We start from the raw sequence: 14783 nt of genomic DNA on the forward strand, positions 1-14783 counted from the left end.
GCTTTCACCGGGGGCCTCGTCGTGTGAAAGCCGGGGGCCTCGTCGTGTCCGTGCCCACCCACCCCTGGGCCGGGTTCGGCATGATGGGGGGATGACGACAGCACCCGGGCAGGTGTCCGTCGCCCCGCAGGGCGTGCGCCACCCGCTGGACCCGGACCCGGCCCGAGCCTCGAAGGCACGGGCGGTCTTCGCGCTGGGCCTGCTCGGCATGTTGACCGGGCTGTTCATCGGTGGCGTGGTGCCAGCCACTGTGGCCCTGCAACTGGCTCGGCAGGCGCGCCGGGAGGCGTACGCCTCGGGGGGTTTCCTGACCGGCGGCATCTGGCTGCGGCGGGGGGAGTGGATGGCCTGGACCGGCCTGGTGCTGGTCGCTGTCAGTGTGGTGGCCGCTGTGGTCATCGGGGTGGTCCGGTTGGCCGGTGCCCCGTTCGGCCACGACTACCCGGCGAACATGGACTGAGCCACCGGTGACCGCGCCCGGCGCGGGCGGCGGTGCTCGCGGCGGTAGCCTGGCCGATGTCCGCCGTGTGGCGGCGGCGGCCTTTCGACAGGAGGACCTCGTGACGGAACCGGCGCGGCCCCCTGCGGACGAACCGGCCGGTCAGCCGGACCCGCCGGCTCCGCCAGCCGAGCCGAGCGACTGGGCGCGACCCGGTCCGAGCGGCGAGCCACACCCACCGGTGTCCACTCCGGGCCCGCCACCCCCTGCGGCGCCGCCCCCCGGTTGGGGTCCGAACGGCTGGGGCCCGACCGCGACCCCCGGCGCCACCCAGCCGCAGGGCTGGGGCCCGCCGACCTCCGGGCCGGGGGTGCCGCCCGGCTGGGGCCCGCCGGCGGCTGGTTCGGGAGTCCCGTACGGCTGGGTCCCGCCGTCGTCTGCGCCGGCTGGGCCGCCTGGGTGGGGTCCGTCGTCGGCTGCGCCGAGTGTGCCGCCTGGGTGGGGTCCGTCCTCGTCTGGGCCGGCTGGGCCGTACGGCTGGGGTCCGCCTTCGTCCGGACCGGGGGCGCCGCCCGGCTGGGGTCCGCCGCCGGCAGGGCACGGCCCAGGGTGGGGTGGCACGCCGGGGCGTTCGGTACCGCCGCCCACTGACGACCAACGCCGGCCCCCGAAGCGGGTGGAGGCGGTTTCGGGTACGCCGTTCGGCGTCGTGCATCTGGACGTGGCACCGGTCACCTCCGGGCTGGCCATCGGGGCGCTGGTGGCGGGGATCGCCTCCCTCCTGGTCTCACTGCTGGTGATCTGCTTCGGAGTGGCCTTCACTAACGACGGCGGGGCCTGGGCCTCCGGGGCGTTCGCCGCGCTGGGTGTGCTGGCCGGCGGGGCGGCGGTCGTCATCGGGCTGCTCGCCCGGCGGCAGATCCGGCGGCCGACTGCGCCCTCCGCGGTCCAGTTCACCGGCCGCGGGCTGGCAATGGCCGGCATCAGCTGCGGCGCGGCGGGGGCGCTGCTCAGCCTGCTGGGCCTGGGTCTTGCCCTGCTTCTCGCCCTGACGTGAGGGTCACACCGAGAGATCCGGCACCTGACGGGGGTTATCCGCGGAAGGGTTCCGGTCACCCCGGGGGCGATGGGTGCTTCCGCGGGGAAGCCGGTACACTTGTATTCGTAGGTGCCCATCGCGGGCGACGGGGCAGGACGAGATCCGGCTGGCGGTTGTGAGACGGTCGCCGGGCCATTCCGTTTTGACCTGGGCGGTTGTGGTAGGTACTCTTTCCCCTTGTGCCCGGGCATGCCCGGGCAACTCGTGCGTGCGCTGTTTCCGGCTTACGGACGGCGGCACGACAAGCCAAAGATCCGGGGCGGGGCGACCCGCGCGCCGGTGACCAAACCCGGTACGCACGCGAAAGCGTCGCAACTGGGCCGTGATGAGGGCGACACGCCCGACCGCGGGTGCCGGGGTCTCCGCAAGGCGACCCTGGTCGGAATGTAGGAGAGCCGGTCATCAGGCCGGCTAACGAGCAGACGGCGCGGCCGCGATGCGGCCGAAGGGAGCGGAGAAACCCGGTGCCCACGATCCAGCAGCTGGTCCGAAAGGGCCGCCAGGCGAAGACGACCAAGACCAAGACCCCGGCGCTGAAGGGTTCCCCTCAGCGGCGCGGCGTGTGCACTCGCGTGTACACCACCACCCCGAAGAAGCCGAACTCGGCGCTGCGCAAGGTCGCTCGCGTGAAGCTCAGCAGCCAGATCGAGGTGACCGCCTACATCCCCGGCGTCGGTCACAACCTGCAGGAGCACTCGATCGTGCTCGTTCGCGGCGGCCGGGTGAAGGACCTCCCCGGCGTGCGTTACAAGATCGTTCGCGGCTCGCTGGACACCCAGGGTGTCCGCAACCGCAAGCAGGCGCGCAGCCGTTACGGCGCGAAGAAGGAGAAGAGCTGACATGCCGCGTAAGGGACCCGCTCCGCGGCGGCCACTGGTCGCTGACCCGGTGTACAACTCGCCGCTGGTCACCCAGCTCGTGAACAAGATCCTGCTCCGCGGCAAGCGTCAGCTCGCCGAGTCCATCGTGTACGCGGCCCTCGAGGGCTGCCGCGAGAAGTCCGGCACCGACCCGGTCGTCACCCTCAAGCGGGCGATGGACAACGTCAAGCCGACCCTCGAGGTGCGCAGCCGTCGTGTCGGTGGCGCCACCTACCAGGTTCCGGTCGAGGTCCGTCCGACCCGGGCGACCACCCTGGGCCTGCGCTGGCTGGTCACGTACTCCCGCGCCCGGCGCGAGAAGACCATGGTCGAGCGGCTGATGAACGAGCTGCTGGACGCGAGCAACGGCCTCGGTGCCGCCGTCAAGCGGCGCGAGGACACGCACAAGATGGCCGAGTCGAACAAGGCCTTCGCGCACTACCGCTGGTAACACCCTGGTTCCGGCGCCTCCGGGCGCCGGAACCGCCACCAGTTGAGTCGAGACGACGATAAGTAGGGATTGAAGTGGCCGCCGCAGACGCGCTCGCCAAGGTACGCAACATCGGCATCATGGCGCACATCGATGCCGGTAAGACCACGACCACCGAGCGAATCCTGTTCTACACCGGCATCACGTACAAGATCGGTGAGGTCCACGAGGGCGCTGCCGTCATGGACTGGATGGAGCAGGAGCAGGAGCGTGGTATCACCATCACCTCCGCTGCTACCAAGTGTGAGTGGAAAGACCACACGATCCAGATCATCGACACGCCTGGCCACGTCGACTTCACGGTCGAGGTCGAGCGGTCGCTGCGGGTCCTGGACGGTGCGGTAGCGGTTTACGACGGTGTCGCCGGCGTGGAACCGCAGACGGAGAACGTCTGGCGGCAGGCCGACAAGTACAACGTCCCGCGTATGTGCTTCGTCAACAAGCTCGACCGGACCGGCGCCGACTTCTTCCGCTGCGTGCAGATGATGATCGACCGGTTGAACGCCACCCCGCTGGTGCTCCAGATCCCGATCGGGCTCGAGGGTGACCACATCGGTGTCGTCGACCTGATCGGCATGCGCGCGCTCACCTGGCGCGGGGAGACCCAGAAGGGTGAGGACTACGCGGTTGAGGAGATCCCGGCCGAGCTGGCCGACTCCGCAGCCGAGTGGCGCGAGAAGCTGATGGAGACCCTCGCCGACGTCGACGACGCGGTGATGGAGAAGTACCTGGAGGGCGAGGAGATCCCCGCCGAGGAGATCAAGGCCGCCATCCGGCGTGCCACGATCGCCGGCAAGGCCAACCCGGTGCTCTGCGGCTCGGCGTTCAAGAACAAGGGCGTTCAGCCCATGCTCGACGCCGTGGTCGACTTCCTGCCGTCGCCGCTGGACGTTCCGGCGATCGAGGGTACGGCCACCGACGGCGAGACCCCGCTGCTGCGTAAGCCGTCCAACTCGGAGCCCTTCTCCGGCCTGGCCTTCAAGATCCAGACGGACAAGCACCTGGGCAAGCTCACCTACGTGCGGGTCTACTCCGGCACGCTCGATTCCGGTTCCCAGGTGGTCAACTCCACCAAGGACCGCAAGGAGCGCATCGGCAAGATCTACCAGATGCACGCCAACAAGCGGGAAGAGCGTCCGTCGGCGCAGGCCGGCGACATCATCGCCGTGCAGGGTCTCAAGCAGACCACCACCGGCGACACTCTCTCCGACCCGGCGAACCCGGTGATCCTGGAGTCGATGACCTTCCCGGAGCCGGTCATCTCGGTGGCGATCGAGCCGAAGACCAAGTCCGACCAGGAGAAGCTGGGTACCGCCATCCAGCGCCTGGCCGAGGAGGACCCGACCTTCCGCGTCCAGCTGGACGAGGAGACCGGTCAGACGGTCATCTCCGGCATGGGTGAGCTTCACCTGGACATCCTGGTCGACCGGATGCGCCGCGAGTTCAACGTCGAGGCGAACGTCGGCAAGCCGCAGGTGGCGTACCGCGAGACCATCCGCCGCAAGGTGGAGAAGGTCGAGTACACCCACAAGAAGCAGACCGGTGGTTCCGGCCAGTACGCCCGCGTGATCGTGAGCGTCGAGCCGCTTCCGCTGGACAACGACTCGCCGACCTACGAGTTCGCCAACGCCGTCAGCGGCGGCCGCATCCCCCGGGAGTTCATCCCCTCGGTGGACGCCGGTGCGCAGGACGCGCTGCAGTACGGCATCCTGGCGGGCTTCCCGCTGGTCGGCGTGAAGCTGACCCTGCTGGACGGCCAGTACCACGAGGTCGACTCGTCGGAAATGGCATTCAAGATCGCCGGCTCGATGGTGATGAAGGACGCGGCCCGCAAGGCCGATCCGGCACTGCTCGAGCCGATGATGGCCGTTGAAGTCACCACTCCTGAGGAGAACATGGGTGACGTCATCGGTGACCTCAACTCCCGCCGCGGCATCATCCAGGCGATGGAGGAGCGCAGCGGCGCCCGCATCGTCCGGGCCCTGGTGCCGTTGTCGGAGATGTTCGGCTACGTCGGCGACCTGCGGTCGAAGACCCAGGGCCGGGCTAGCTACAGCATGCAGTTCGACTCCTACGCCGAGGTTCCGCAGAGCGTCGCGAAGGAGATCATCGCCAAGGCAACGGGCGAGTAACGCCCTGAGCAGGTGATTCGTGGTTGGTCGCGGGAGGTTTCACCCGCCCGCGACCACCACGATCGGATCGCGTGAGACCGGGCCTGTAGGCTTCATCGCCGCAGAACCCACAAAGGCTCTCCGGCCTTCAGGCCGGAAAGGCTGTCGACAGAGTCCTAAGCGCCGACCGGCGCGCCGGGCGTACGAACCAAGAAGTCCACAGGAGGACACCAGTGGCGAAGGCTAAGTTCGAGCGGACTAAGCCGCACGTCAACATCGGCACCATTGGTCACATCGACCACGGTAAGACGACGCTGACGGCGGCCATCACCAAGGTCCTGCACGACCAGTACCCGGACCTGAACCCCTACACGCCGTTCGACGAGATCGACAAGGCGCCGGAGGAGAAGGCCCGCGGCATCACGATCTCGATCGCGCACGTCGAGTACCAGACCGAGTCGCGGCACTACGCGCACGTCGACTGCCCTGGGCACGCCGACTACATCAAGAACATGATCACCGGTGCCGCGCAGATGGACGGCGCGATCCTGGTGGTCGCGGCGACCGACGGCCCGATGCCGCAGACCCGCGAGCACGTGCTGCTGGCCCGTCAGGTCGGTGTGCCGTACATCGTCGTGGCGCTCAACAAGAGCGACATGGTCGATGACGAGGAGCTCCTGGAGCTCGTCGAGCTCGAGGTCCGTGAGCTGCTCTCCTCGCAGGAGTACCCGGGTGACGACCTGCCGGTCGTTCGGGTTTCGGCGCTGAAGGCCCTCGAGGGTGACCCCGAGTGGACCGGCAAGCTGCTGGACCTGATGACCGCTGTCGACACCTCGATCCCGCAGCCGGAGCGCGAGGTTGACAAGCCGTTCCTGATGCCGGTTGAGGACGTCTTCACGATCACTGGTCGTGGCACCGTCGTCACCGGTCGCGTGGAGCGCGGCGTTCTCCTGCCGAACGAGGATGTCGAGCTCGTCGGTATCAAGGAGAAGAGCTTCAAGACCAAGGTCACCGCGATCGAGATGTTCCGGAAGACCCTTGACGACGCCCGCGCAGGCGAGAACGTCGGCCTGCTGCTGCGTGGTACCAAGCGCGACGAGGTCGAGCGCGGCATGGTCGTCGTGAAGCCGGGCTCGAACACCCCGCACACGGAGTTCGAGGCGACGGTCTACATCCTCTCCAAGGAGGAGGGTGGCCGTCACACCCCGTTCTTCCAGAACTACCGCCCGCAGTTCTACTTCCGGACCACTGACGTCACCGGTGTCGTCACCCTCCCCGAGGGCACCGAGATGGTCATGCCGGGTGACAACACGTCCATGTCGGTGAAGCTGATCCAGCCCATCGCCATGGAGGAGAACCTCAAGTTCGCGATCCGCGAGGGTGGCCGCACCGTCGGCGCCGGGTTCGTCACCAAGATTAACAAGTGAACTAGGTAACCCCGATTAGACCCGCCGCCGGTCGTGCGGCATACTAGTCAGGTTGCGTAACGACAGTTCGTCGCCTGTGTTCGGCTTTCGCTGAACCTCCGGGTGGCGAGGCAGTCGAGCGTAGGGTGGTTGGCGGCCCAGTCGCCAACCACCCTCGCACGGCGTTCAGGTCGCGGTAATGCGATCGGCGCCTTGACCCCCCGTGCGGTCAGCACCACTCCGGTACCTAGGGGCGGAGCTCGGCCCGAGGGCGCGACACGCCCGACCGCGGGGGTCGGCGAAGTGGGCCTGTGCCAGCCGGTACAGGCGCCCGCAACACAGCGGCATCGAGAGAAGGAACAGAAGCCACCATGGCGGGACAGAAGATCCGCATCCGGCTCAAGGCCTATGACCACGAGGTCGTCGACTCCTCGGCTCGGAAGATCGTCGAGACGGTGACGCGCACCGGGGCGCAGGTCGCGGGCCCGGTGCCGCTGCCCACGGAGATCAACCGTTTCTGCGTTATCCGCTCGCCGCACAAGTACAAGGACTCGCGCGAGCACTTCGAGATGCGCACGCACAAGCGGCTGATCGACATCATCGACCCGACCCCGAAGACGGTCGACTCGCTCATGCGCCTCGACCTGCCGGCTGGCGTCGACATCGAGATCAAGCTGTAGGGACCGGACAAATGGACAGGCAAGTCAAGGGGATCCTGGGCGCCAAGCTCGGCATGACCCAGGTCTGGGAGAACAACCGTGTTGTTCCCGTGACCGTGGTCGAGGCCGGCCCGTGCGTCATCAGCCAGGTTCGTAGCGCCGAGAAGGACGGTTACTCCGCGGTCCAGCTCGCGTACGGCACCATCGACCCGCGCAAGGTCAAGAAGCCGATCAGCGGGCACTACGCCAAGGCGGACGTGGCGCCGCGCCGGCACATCGTCGAGCTGCGCACCACTGACGCTGGGGAATACTCGCTCGGCCAGGAAGTCACTGTCGAGGAGTTCCCGGCTGGCGTCACCATCGACGTCACCGGCAAGACCAAGGGCAAGGGCTACGCCGGCCCGATGAAGCGGCACGGCTTCCACGGCCTGGGCGCCGGTCACGGCGTCGAGCGCAAGCACCGCTCGCCCGGCTCCATCGGCGCCTGCGCCACTCCGGGTCGTGTCTTCAAGGGCACCCGGATGGCCGGCCGTATGGGTGGCGTTCGGTACACCGTGCAGAACCTCACCGTCCAGGCGGTCGACACCGAGAACAACCTGCTGCTCGTCCGGGGTGCCATTCCTGGTCCCAAGGGCGCGCTCGTTCTGGTCCGTACCGCGGCCAAGAGCAAGGTGAAGAAGGGCGGTGCGGCCAAGTGACCACCGTTGACGTGCGCACCGTCGAAGGCACCACCAGCGGCTCCGTGGAGCTGCCGGAGGACATCTTCGACGTGCAGGCCAACGTCGCGCTGATGCACCAGGTCGTGGTGGCCCAGCTCGCGGCGGCCCGACAGGGCACGCACAAGGCCAAGACCCGCGGCGAGGTCGCCGGTGGCGGCAAGAAGCCGTACAAGCAGAAGGGCACCGGTCGCGCCCGGCAGGGCTCGATCCGCGCGCCGCAGTTCGCCGGCGGTGGCGTCGTGCACGGTCCCGTGCCGCGCGACTACAGCCAGCGGACCCCGAAGAAGATGAAGGCCGCCGCTCTGCGGGGTGCCCTCTCCGACCGGGCCCGCGCCGGGCAGGTGCACGTCGTCGAGGCGTTCGTCTCGGGCGAGAAGCCGTCGACCAAGGCGGCCCTGGCCACGCTGACCAAGCTCACCGAGGCCCGTCGGGTCCTGGTCGTGCTGAGCAGCACCGACGAGCTGAACTGGGTGTCGCTGCGCAACGAGCCGCGCGTGCACCTGATCGAGTCCGGCCAGCTGAACACGTACGACGTGCTGGTGGCCGACGACGTGGTCTTCACCAAGGACGCCCTGGACGAGTTCCTGGGCGTGCCCGCCGAGACCACCGAGGAGGGTGGCAAGTGAGCACCATCGCCGACCCGCGCGACATCATCGTGGCGCCGGTCGTCTCGGAGAAGAGCTACAGCGAGCTGAACCGGAACTGGTACACCTTCCTGGTGCACCCGGACGCGAACAAGACCGAGATCAAGATCGCTATCCAGCAGATCTTCAACGTCCGCGTCCTGACGGTCAACACGCTCAACCGCCAGGGTAAGCGCAAGCGCACCAAGACCGGCTTCGGTCAGCGCAAGGCGACCAAGCGGGCGATCGTGAAGCTGGCTGACGGTGACCGTATCGAGGCCTTCGGCGGCCCGGTCAGCTGAGGGGTGTAGACAATGGCTATCCGTAAGTACAAGCCGACGACGCCGGGCCGACGTGGCTCGAGTGTCGCTGACTTCGCCGAGATCACCCGGTCCACGCCGGAAAAGTCGCTGCTGGCTCCGTTGCCGAAGAAGGGCGGGCGTAACGCCCACGGCCGGATCACCACGCGGCACCACGGCGGCGGTCACAAGCGTCAGTACCGTCTGATCGACTTCAAGCGGGTCGACAAGGACGGCGTGCCGGCGAAGGTCGCTCACATCGAGTACGACCCGAACCGCACGGCGCGCATCGCGCTGCTGCACTACGCCGACGGCGAGAAGCGGTACATCCTCGCGCCGAAGGACATGAAGCAGGGCGACCGTGTCGAGTCCGGCCCGGGCGCCGACATCAAGCCGGGTAACAACCTGCCGCTGCGCAACATCCCGGTCGGTACCACGATCCACAACGTGGAGCTGCGTCCGGGTGGCGGGGCCAAGCTGGCCCGTTCCGCCGGCGTCGGCATCCAGCTGCTCGGCCGCGAGGGCGCGTACGCGACCCTGCGTATGCCGTCCGGCGAGATCCGGCGGGTGGACGTGCGCTGCCGCGCCAGCGTCGGCGAGATCGGCAACGCCGATCAGTCGAACATCAACTGGGGCAAGGCCGGCCGGATGCGGTGGAAGGGCAAGCGCCCGACCGTCCGTGGTGTCGCCATGAACCCGGTCGACCACCCGCACGGTGGTGGTGAGGGTAAGACCTCCGGTGGTCGCCACCCGGTCAACCCGCAGGGTAAGCCCGAGGGCCGCACCCGCCGTAAGGGCCAGCCGAGTGACCGGCTGATCGTCCGCCGCCGCTACGCCACGCGTAAGCGCGGCTGAGGGAGATAAGACATGCCTCGCAGCCTGAAGAAGGGCCCGTTCGTAGACGACCACCTGCTCAAGAAGGTGGAAGTTCAGAACGACAAGGGCTCCAAGAACGTGATCAAGACCTGGTCGCGGCGCTCGACGATCATCCCCGAGATGCTGGGGCACACGATCGCCGTGCATGACGGACGCAAGCACGTCCCGGTGTTCGTGACCGAGGCGATGGTCGGGCACAAGCTCGGCGAGTTCGCGCTGACCCGCACTTTCAAGGGTCACGAGAAGGACGACCGGAAGAGCCGTCGGCGCTGACGCCGCGGGCATACGGATAGAGGGAACAAGGGGTTACAGCGATGCCAGGAAAGGGCGACGCTCCGGTGCTTCCGGGCGCGCGGGCGGTTGCGCGGCACGTGCGCATCTCGCCGATGAAGGCGCGCCGGGTGGTCAACCTCGTCCGCGGCCTGCCCGCGAAGGAGGCGCTCACGGTGCTGCAGTTCGCGCCGCAGGCTGCGAGCGAGCAGGTGTACAAGGTGCTCGCTAGCGCGATCGCCAACGCGGAGAACAACGAGCGGCTGGACCCCGACGCGCTGCTCGTCAGCGAGGCCTTCGTGGACGAGGGCCCGACGATGAAGCGGTTCCAGCCGCGGGCGCAGGGTCGGGCGTACCGAATCCGCAAGCGCACCTGCCACATCACTGTGGCGGTCGAAGCGGTCGCGCCGGCAGCGCCGAGGAAGGCCGCGGCGAAGAAGGCCGCCCCGGCCACGGAGGCCGCACCGGCCGAAGCGCAGAGCAAGACGGAGGACGCCGAGTAATGGGTCAGAAGGTTCACCCCACTGGGTTCCGGCTCGGCATCTCGACCGACTGGAAGTCCCGCTGGTTCGCGGACAAGCTCTACAAGGACTACATCGGCGAGGATGTCAAGATCCGCCGCATGATGTCCAAGGGCCTCGAGCGTGCCGGGATTTCCAAGGTCGACATCGAGCGCACCCGCGACCGGGTCCGGGTCGACATCCACACCGCCCGGCCGGGCATCGTCATCGGCCGTAAGGGTGCGGAGGCCGACCGGATCCGCGGCGAGCTTGAGAAGCTCACCGGCAAGCAGGTTCAGCTGAACATCATCGAGGTGAAGAACCCCGAGTCGGACGCTCAGCTGGTCGCGCAGGGCGTGGCCGAGCAGCTGTCCAGCCGGGTCAGCTTCCGTCGGGCGATGCGCAAGGCCATGCAGTCGGCGATGAAGAACCCGGTCTGCAAGGGCATCCGGGTTCAGGTCTCGGGTCGCCTCGGCGGCGCCGAGATGAGCCGGACCGAGTTCTACCGTGAGGGCCGGGTTCCGCTGCACACGCTGCGGGCCAACATCGAGTACGGCTTCTTCGAGGCCCGTACCACGTTCGGTCGGATCGGTGTGAAGGTCTGGATCTACAAGGGCGACGCCGTCCCGGGCCGGGAAGCTCCGGCCGAGGCCGGTCCGTCCCGCCCGCGTCGTGGTGAGCGCGGCGACCGTCCCGAGCGTCCGCGCCGTGGCCGGTCGGGTTCGTCCGGCACCACGGCTGGTGGCACCGAGGCCGGTCGGGCTGCTGCGACCACCATCGCGCAGCAGGCCGAGACGCCGAGCGGCGAGCCGGTCGACAGCGCAGCTGTCGCCGCCACTGCTGCTCCGGCAGAAACGCAGCAGGAGGGCTGACAGATGCTGATGCCGCGCAAGCCCCCGAAGGGCTTCCGCAAGCCGCACCACCCGGACCGCAGTGGCGCGTCCAAGGGTGGTAACCGGGTGGTGTTCGGCGAGTTCGGGATCCAGGCTCTCGAGCCGGCGTACGTGACGAACCGGCAGATCGAGTCGGCACGTATCGCGATGACTCGCCACATCAAGCGTGGTGGCAAGGTCTGGATCACGATCTTCCCGGACCAGGCCCTCACCAAGAAGCCTGCCGAGACCCGGATGGGTTCCGGTAAGGGCTCGCCCGAGTGGTGGGTTGCCAACGTCAAGCCGGGGCGGGTTCTCTTCGAGATGTCCTTCCCCAACGAGCAGACCGCGCGAGAGGCCATGCGTCGCGCGATCCACAAGCTCCCGATGAAGTGCCGCATTGTTACGCGCGAAGTGGGTGAATCCTGATGGCAGCGGGCGTTAAGGCGACCGAGCTGCGTGAGCTCTCCGAAGAGGAGCTGGTCACGAAGCTGCGGGAGGCCAAGGCGGAGCTGTTCAACCTCCGCGTGCAGGCCGCAACCGGGCAGCTTGACAACAACCGGCGGTTGCAGGTCATCCGTCGGGAGATCGCCCGGATCTACACGATCATGCGTGAGCGCGAGCTGGGGCTCTCGGCCGCGCCGACTGAGGTGACTGCATCATGACCGAAGAGACCGCCACCGCCGCCGCGCGGTCGCGCCGCAAGGTCCGCGAGGGCCTGGTGATCAGCGACAAGATGGACAAGACCGTCGTTGTCGAGGTCGAGGACCGGGTTCGGCACGCGCTGTACGGCAAGATCATGCGCCGTACGGCCAAGCTGAAGGTGCACGACGAGCAGAACGCCGCTGGCACCGGTGACCGGGTTCTCATCATGGAGACCCGGCCGCTGAGCGCCACCAAGCGTTGGCGGATCGTGGAGATCCTGGAAAAGGCCAAGTAGCGAAGGCTCGAGCTCGCCCGGCGTTGCGTCGGGCGTAGGTTCCGCCAGGCTCCGGCCGCTACGGCGGCCGGAGAACCGGCAGACATAGGAGATAGACGTGATTCAGCAGGAGTCGCGACTGCGCGTCGCCGACAACACGGGTGCTCGGGAGATCCTGTGCATCCGGGTTCTCGGCGGCTCGGGTCGGCGCTACGCGAGTATCGGCGACGTCATCGTGGCCACGGTCAAGGACGCGATCCCGGGTGCCGGTGTGAAGAAGGGCGACGTCGTCAAGGCTGTCGTCGTTCGCACGGCCAAGGAGAGGCGGCGTCCGGACGGCTCGTACATCCGCTTCGACGAGAACGCCGCCGTCATCATCAAGGACGGCGGGGACCCGCGTGGAACCCGTATCTTCGGCCCGGTGGGCCGGGAGCTGCGGGACAAGCGGTTCATGAAGATTATTTCCCTCGCGCCGGAGGTGTTGTGACCGTGAAGGTCAAGAAGGGCGACACGGTCGTCGTCATCGCCGGCAAGGACAAGGGTGCCAAGGGCAAGGTCATTCAGGCCTACCCGCGGCAGGACAAGGTCCTGGTCGAGGGCGTGAACCGGGTCAAGAAGCACACCCGCATCAGCACGACCCAGCGTGGCGCCAAGACCGGCGGCATCGTCACTCAGGAGGCCCCGATCCACGTCTCGAACGTGCAGGTCCTGGACTCCGACGGCAAGCCGACCCGCGTCGGTTACCGGATCGACGACAACGGCCAGAAGGTCCGCATCGCGCGTAGCACCGGTAAGGACCTGTGATGACCACGGCTACCGAAAAGACCCTGCCGCGCCTCAAGGAGCGGTACCGCAACGAGATCGTGGCCCAGCTGCGTGAGCAGCGCAGCTACGGCAACCCCATGCAGGTGCCGCGGCTGGTCAAGATCGTCGTCAACATGGGTGTCGGCGAGGCTGCTCGCGACGCCAAGCTGATCGACGGCGCGGTCCGTGACCTCGCCACGATCACCGGCCAGAAGCCGCAGGTGCGGCGGGCGACCAAGTCCATCGCGCAGTTCAAGCTCCGCGAGGGCATGCCGATCGGCGCGAAGGTCACCCTTCGCGGCGACCGGATGTGGGAGTTCATGGACCGGCTGCTCTCCATCGCGCTGCCGCGTATCCGCGACTTCCGCGGCCTGGACGGGCGCAAGCTGGACGGGCACGGCAACTACACGTTCGGTCTGACCGAGCAGTCGGTGTTCCACGAGATCGACCAGGACCGGATCGATCGCCAGCGGGGCATGGACATCACGGTGGTCACGACCGCCACGACCGACGACGAGGGCCGGGCGCTGCTCAAGCTCCTGGGCTTCCCGTTCAAGGAGAACTGAGATGGCCAAGAAGGCGCTGATCATCAAGGCGGCCGCGAAGCCGAAGTTCTCGGTTCGCGCGTACACCCGCTGCCAGCGGTGCGGGCGTCCGAAGGCGGTCTACCGCAAGTTCGGGCTCTGCCGGGTCTGCATCCGGGAGATGGCTCACCGTGGTGAGCTGCCGGGCGTGTCCAAGGCTTCCTGGTAAGGGCGACCGCGTCCCGGCCGTCGGCCGGGAACTCCTGCACCGATTAGGTATTGCTCTTCGCCGTAGGCCCGGGGCTGATGCCCCGGGAACCCCGGCGAGAAAGGCTGACGAAATCCATGACGATGACCGACCCGATCGCAGACATGCTCACGCGTCTGCGTAACGCCAACCAGGCGTACCACGATCAGGTGAAGATGCCCTACTCCAAGATCAAGGCGAACATCGCCGAGGTCCTGAAGGCCGAGGGTTACATCGCCACCTGGTCGGTCGAGGAGCCCGAGGAGGGCGCCGTCGGCAAGCGACTGGTCGTCGAGCTGAAGTACGGCCAGAACCGCGAGCGGAGCCTGGCCGGCATCAAGCGCGTGTCCAAGCCCGGTCTCCGGGTGTACGCCAAGTCGGACGGGCTCCCGCGGGTGCTCGGTGGGCTGGGCGTGGCGATCATTTCGACGTCCCAGGGGCTGCTGACCGACCGGCAGGCCCGCAAGCGGAGTGTTGGCGGGGAAGTCCTCGCCTTCGTCTGGTAACGGGAGACAGGTAGAAATGTCGCGAATTGGACGTAAGTCGATCCCGGTGCCAGCCGGCGTCGACATCACGATCGACGGGCAGACCGTCAAGGTCAAGGGCCCCAAGGGCCAGCTCCAGCACACCCTCGCCGAGCCGATCACGATCGAGCGGGCCGAGGATGGCGAGCTGAGCGTCAACCGGCCGAACGACGAGCGCAAGGCCAAGGAACTCCACGGCCTGAGCCGTACGCTGGTTGCCAACATGATCGTCGGGGTCACCGAGGGCTACCGCAAGAGCCTGGAGATCGCCGGCACCGGTTACCGGGTCACCGCCAAGGGTTCGGACCTCGAGTTCGCGCTCGGGTTCTCGCACCCGGTGGTCGTCCCCGCCCCGGCGGGCATCACCTTCACGGTGGAGCGGCCGACCCTGTTCCACGTGGCTGGCATCGACAAGCAGCAGGTCGGTGAGGTCGCCGCCAACATCCGGAAGATCCGCCCGCCGGAGCCCTACAAGGGCAAGGGCGTCAAGTACCAGGGCGAGGTCATCCGCCGCAAGGCTGGAAAGGCAGGTAAGAAGTGAG

At 67.8% G+C, this 14783-nt stretch carries 23 protein-coding genes; all 23 read left to right on the top strand.

The features are described from left to right. Window positions 1–91 precede the first annotated feature (91 nt). A complete protein-coding gene (locus AB0C20_RS18840; protein ID WP_357189366.1) occupies window positions 92–460 on the top strand; it encodes a hypothetical protein in 369 nt (122 codons plus the stop codon). A 655-nt stretch (window positions 461–1115) separates the two neighbouring features. Then, a complete protein-coding gene (locus tag AB0C20_RS18845; protein WP_357189368.1) occupies window positions 1116–1496 on the top strand; it encodes a hypothetical protein in 381 nt (126 codons plus the stop codon). Window positions 1497–2002: 506 nt separating this feature from the next. Further along, window positions 2003–2377, top strand: a complete 375-nt coding sequence (gene rpsL / locus AB0C20_RS18850) for a 30S ribosomal protein S12 (protein ID WP_007465318.1) — start codon at window positions 2003–2005, stop codon at window positions 2375–2377. A gap of 1 nt (window position 2378) precedes the next feature. Then, window positions 2379–2849: a 30S ribosomal protein S7 gene (gene rpsG / locus AB0C20_RS18855; protein ID WP_007465317.1), complete on the top strand. Its 471-nt coding sequence runs from the start codon at window positions 2379–2381 to the stop codon at window positions 2847–2849. A gap of 74 nt (window positions 2850–2923) precedes the next feature. After that, complete coding sequence (gene fusA, locus AB0C20_RS18860) at window positions 2924–5020, top strand: elongation factor G (RefSeq protein WP_357189370.1); 2097 nt, start codon at window positions 2924–2926, stop codon at window positions 5018–5020. Window positions 5021–5232: 212 nt separating this feature from the next. Continuing rightward, window positions 5233–6426, top strand: a complete 1194-nt coding sequence (tuf, locus tag AB0C20_RS18865; protein WP_030489585.1) for an elongation factor Tu — start codon at window positions 5233–5235, stop codon at window positions 6424–6426. A gap of 350 nt (window positions 6427–6776) precedes the next feature. Further along, entirely contained in the window at window positions 6777–7085 is a 309-nt protein-coding gene (rpsJ, locus tag AB0C20_RS18870; RefSeq protein ID WP_007073037.1) for a 30S ribosomal protein S10, read from the top strand. An 11-nt stretch (window positions 7086–7096) separates the two neighbouring features. After that, on the top strand, window positions 7097–7762 hold the full coding sequence (gene rplC / locus AB0C20_RS18875; RefSeq protein ID WP_091402403.1) for a 50S ribosomal protein L3: 666 nt from the start codon (window positions 7097–7099) through the stop codon (window positions 7760–7762). Beyond that, window positions 7759–8409 (top strand): 50S ribosomal protein L4, encoded by a 651-nt coding sequence (gene rplD, locus AB0C20_RS18880; RefSeq protein WP_030489587.1) that lies wholly within the window; start codon window positions 7759–7761, stop codon window positions 8407–8409. Before rplC ends, rplD begins: the two co-directional genes overlap by 4 nt. Continuing rightward, on the top strand, window positions 8406–8708 hold the full coding sequence (gene rplW, locus AB0C20_RS18885; RefSeq protein WP_007465304.1) for a 50S ribosomal protein L23: 303 nt from the start codon (window positions 8406–8408) through the stop codon (window positions 8706–8708). The genes rplD and rplW overlap by 4 nt, the downstream gene beginning before the upstream one ends. A 12-nt stretch (window positions 8709–8720) precedes the next feature. Then, window positions 8721–9560 (top strand): 50S ribosomal protein L2, encoded by an 840-nt coding sequence (rplB, locus tag AB0C20_RS18890; RefSeq protein WP_053653944.1) that lies wholly within the window; start codon window positions 8721–8723, stop codon window positions 9558–9560. Between the two features lie 12 nt (window positions 9561–9572). Beyond that, window positions 9573–9854: a 30S ribosomal protein S19 gene (rpsS, locus tag AB0C20_RS18895; protein ID WP_007465299.1), complete on the top strand. Its 282-nt coding sequence runs from the start codon at window positions 9573–9575 to the stop codon at window positions 9852–9854. 41 nt (window positions 9855–9895) lie between these two features. After that, a complete protein-coding gene (gene rplV, locus AB0C20_RS18900; RefSeq protein WP_007465297.1) occupies window positions 9896–10354 on the top strand; it encodes a 50S ribosomal protein L22 in 459 nt (152 codons plus the stop codon). Next, window positions 10354–11223: a 30S ribosomal protein S3 gene (gene rpsC / locus AB0C20_RS18905; protein ID WP_091402401.1), complete on the top strand. Its 870-nt coding sequence runs from the start codon at window positions 10354–10356 to the stop codon at window positions 11221–11223. Before rplV ends, rpsC begins: the two co-directional genes overlap by 1 nt. A 3-nt stretch (window positions 11224–11226) precedes the next feature. Then, complete coding sequence (rplP, locus tag AB0C20_RS18910) at window positions 11227–11652, top strand: 50S ribosomal protein L16 (protein WP_053653940.1); 426 nt, start codon at window positions 11227–11229, stop codon at window positions 11650–11652. Continuing rightward, window positions 11652–11888 (top strand): 50S ribosomal protein L29, encoded by a 237-nt coding sequence (gene rpmC / locus AB0C20_RS18915; protein ID WP_007465283.1) that lies wholly within the window; start codon window positions 11652–11654, stop codon window positions 11886–11888. The genes rplP and rpmC overlap by 1 nt, the downstream gene beginning before the upstream one ends. After that, window positions 11885–12163 carry a 30S ribosomal protein S17 gene (rpsQ, locus tag AB0C20_RS18920; RefSeq protein ID WP_030489590.1) on the top strand — a complete coding sequence of 93 codons (279 nt, stop codon included), beginning with the start codon at window positions 11885–11887 and terminating at the stop codon, window positions 12161–12163. The genes rpmC and rpsQ overlap by 4 nt, the downstream gene beginning before the upstream one ends. Window positions 12164–12260: 97 nt before the next feature. Continuing rightward, window positions 12261–12629, top strand: a complete 369-nt coding sequence (gene rplN / locus AB0C20_RS18925; RefSeq protein WP_007465279.1) for a 50S ribosomal protein L14 — start codon at window positions 12261–12263, stop codon at window positions 12627–12629. Next, window positions 12626–12946 (top strand): 50S ribosomal protein L24, encoded by a 321-nt coding sequence (rplX, locus tag AB0C20_RS18930; protein WP_172899047.1) that lies wholly within the window; start codon window positions 12626–12628, stop codon window positions 12944–12946. Before rplN ends, rplX begins: the two co-directional genes overlap by 4 nt. Continuing rightward, window positions 12946–13512, top strand: a complete 567-nt coding sequence (gene rplE / locus AB0C20_RS18935; RefSeq protein WP_091402385.1) for a 50S ribosomal protein L5 — start codon at window positions 12946–12948, stop codon at window positions 13510–13512. Before rplX ends, rplE begins: the two co-directional genes overlap by 1 nt. 1 nt (window position 13513) lies before the next feature. Beyond that, window positions 13514–13699: a type Z 30S ribosomal protein S14 gene (locus AB0C20_RS18940; protein WP_007465272.1), complete on the top strand. Its 186-nt coding sequence runs from the start codon at window positions 13514–13516 to the stop codon at window positions 13697–13699. Between the two features lie 116 nt (window positions 13700–13815). Continuing rightward, a complete protein-coding gene (gene rpsH, locus AB0C20_RS18945) occupies window positions 13816–14223 on the top strand; it encodes a 30S ribosomal protein S8 (protein ID WP_007465270.1) in 408 nt (135 codons plus the stop codon). A 16-nt stretch (window positions 14224–14239) separates the two neighbouring features. After that, the gene (gene rplF / locus AB0C20_RS18950) at window positions 14240–14782 is read left to right on the top strand and encodes a 50S ribosomal protein L6 (protein WP_357189374.1); all 543 of its coding nucleotides are present in this window, start codon (window positions 14240–14242) and stop codon (window positions 14780–14782) included. Window position 14783 lies beyond the last annotated feature (1 nt).

This window comes from Micromonospora sp. NPDC048843, assembly GCF_040649965.1.
GTDB lineage: Bacteria > Actinomycetota > Actinomycetes > Mycobacteriales > Micromonosporaceae > Micromonospora > Micromonospora hortensis.

Excerpts from the sequence above, each read along its gene's own strand:
- AB0C20_RS18840 (WP_357189366.1), top strand. The coding sequence starts at position 92 with ATGACGACAGCACCCGGGCAGGTGTCCGTCGCCCCGCAGGGCGTGCGC.
- rpsG (WP_007465317.1), top strand. The coding sequence starts at position 2,379 with ATGCCGCGTAAGGGACCCGCTCCGCGGCGGCCACTGGTCGCTGACCCG.
- rpsJ (WP_007073037.1), top strand. The coding sequence starts at position 6,777 with ATGGCGGGACAGAAGATCCGCATCCGGCTCAAGGCCTATGACCACGAG.
- rplC (WP_091402403.1), top strand. The coding sequence starts at position 7,097 with ATGGACAGGCAAGTCAAGGGGATCCTGGGCGCCAAGCTCGGCATGACC.
- rplB (WP_053653944.1), top strand. The coding sequence starts at position 8,721 with ATGGCTATCCGTAAGTACAAGCCGACGACGCCGGGCCGACGTGGCTCG.
- rpsS (WP_007465299.1), top strand. The coding sequence starts at position 9,573 with ATGCCTCGCAGCCTGAAGAAGGGCCCGTTCGTAGACGACCACCTGCTC.
- rplV (WP_007465297.1), top strand. The coding sequence starts at position 9,896 with ATGCCAGGAAAGGGCGACGCTCCGGTGCTTCCGGGCGCGCGGGCGGTT.
- rpsC (WP_091402401.1), top strand. The coding sequence starts at position 10,354 with ATGGGTCAGAAGGTTCACCCCACTGGGTTCCGGCTCGGCATCTCGACC.
- rplP (WP_053653940.1), top strand. The coding sequence starts at position 11,227 with ATGCTGATGCCGCGCAAGCCCCCGAAGGGCTTCCGCAAGCCGCACCAC.
- rpmC (WP_007465283.1), top strand. The coding sequence starts at position 11,652 with ATGGCAGCGGGCGTTAAGGCGACCGAGCTGCGTGAGCTCTCCGAAGAG.
- rpsQ (WP_030489590.1), top strand. The coding sequence starts at position 11,885 with ATGACCGAAGAGACCGCCACCGCCGCCGCGCGGTCGCGCCGCAAGGTC.
- rplE (WP_091402385.1), top strand. The coding sequence starts at position 12,946 with ATGACCACGGCTACCGAAAAGACCCTGCCGCGCCTCAAGGAGCGGTAC.
- AB0C20_RS18940 (WP_007465272.1), top strand. The coding sequence starts at position 13,514 with ATGGCCAAGAAGGCGCTGATCATCAAGGCGGCCGCGAAGCCGAAGTTC.
- rpsH (WP_007465270.1), top strand. The coding sequence starts at position 13,816 with ATGACGATGACCGACCCGATCGCAGACATGCTCACGCGTCTGCGTAAC.
- rplF (WP_357189374.1), top strand. The coding sequence starts at position 14,240 with ATGTCGCGAATTGGACGTAAGTCGATCCCGGTGCCAGCCGGCGTCGAC.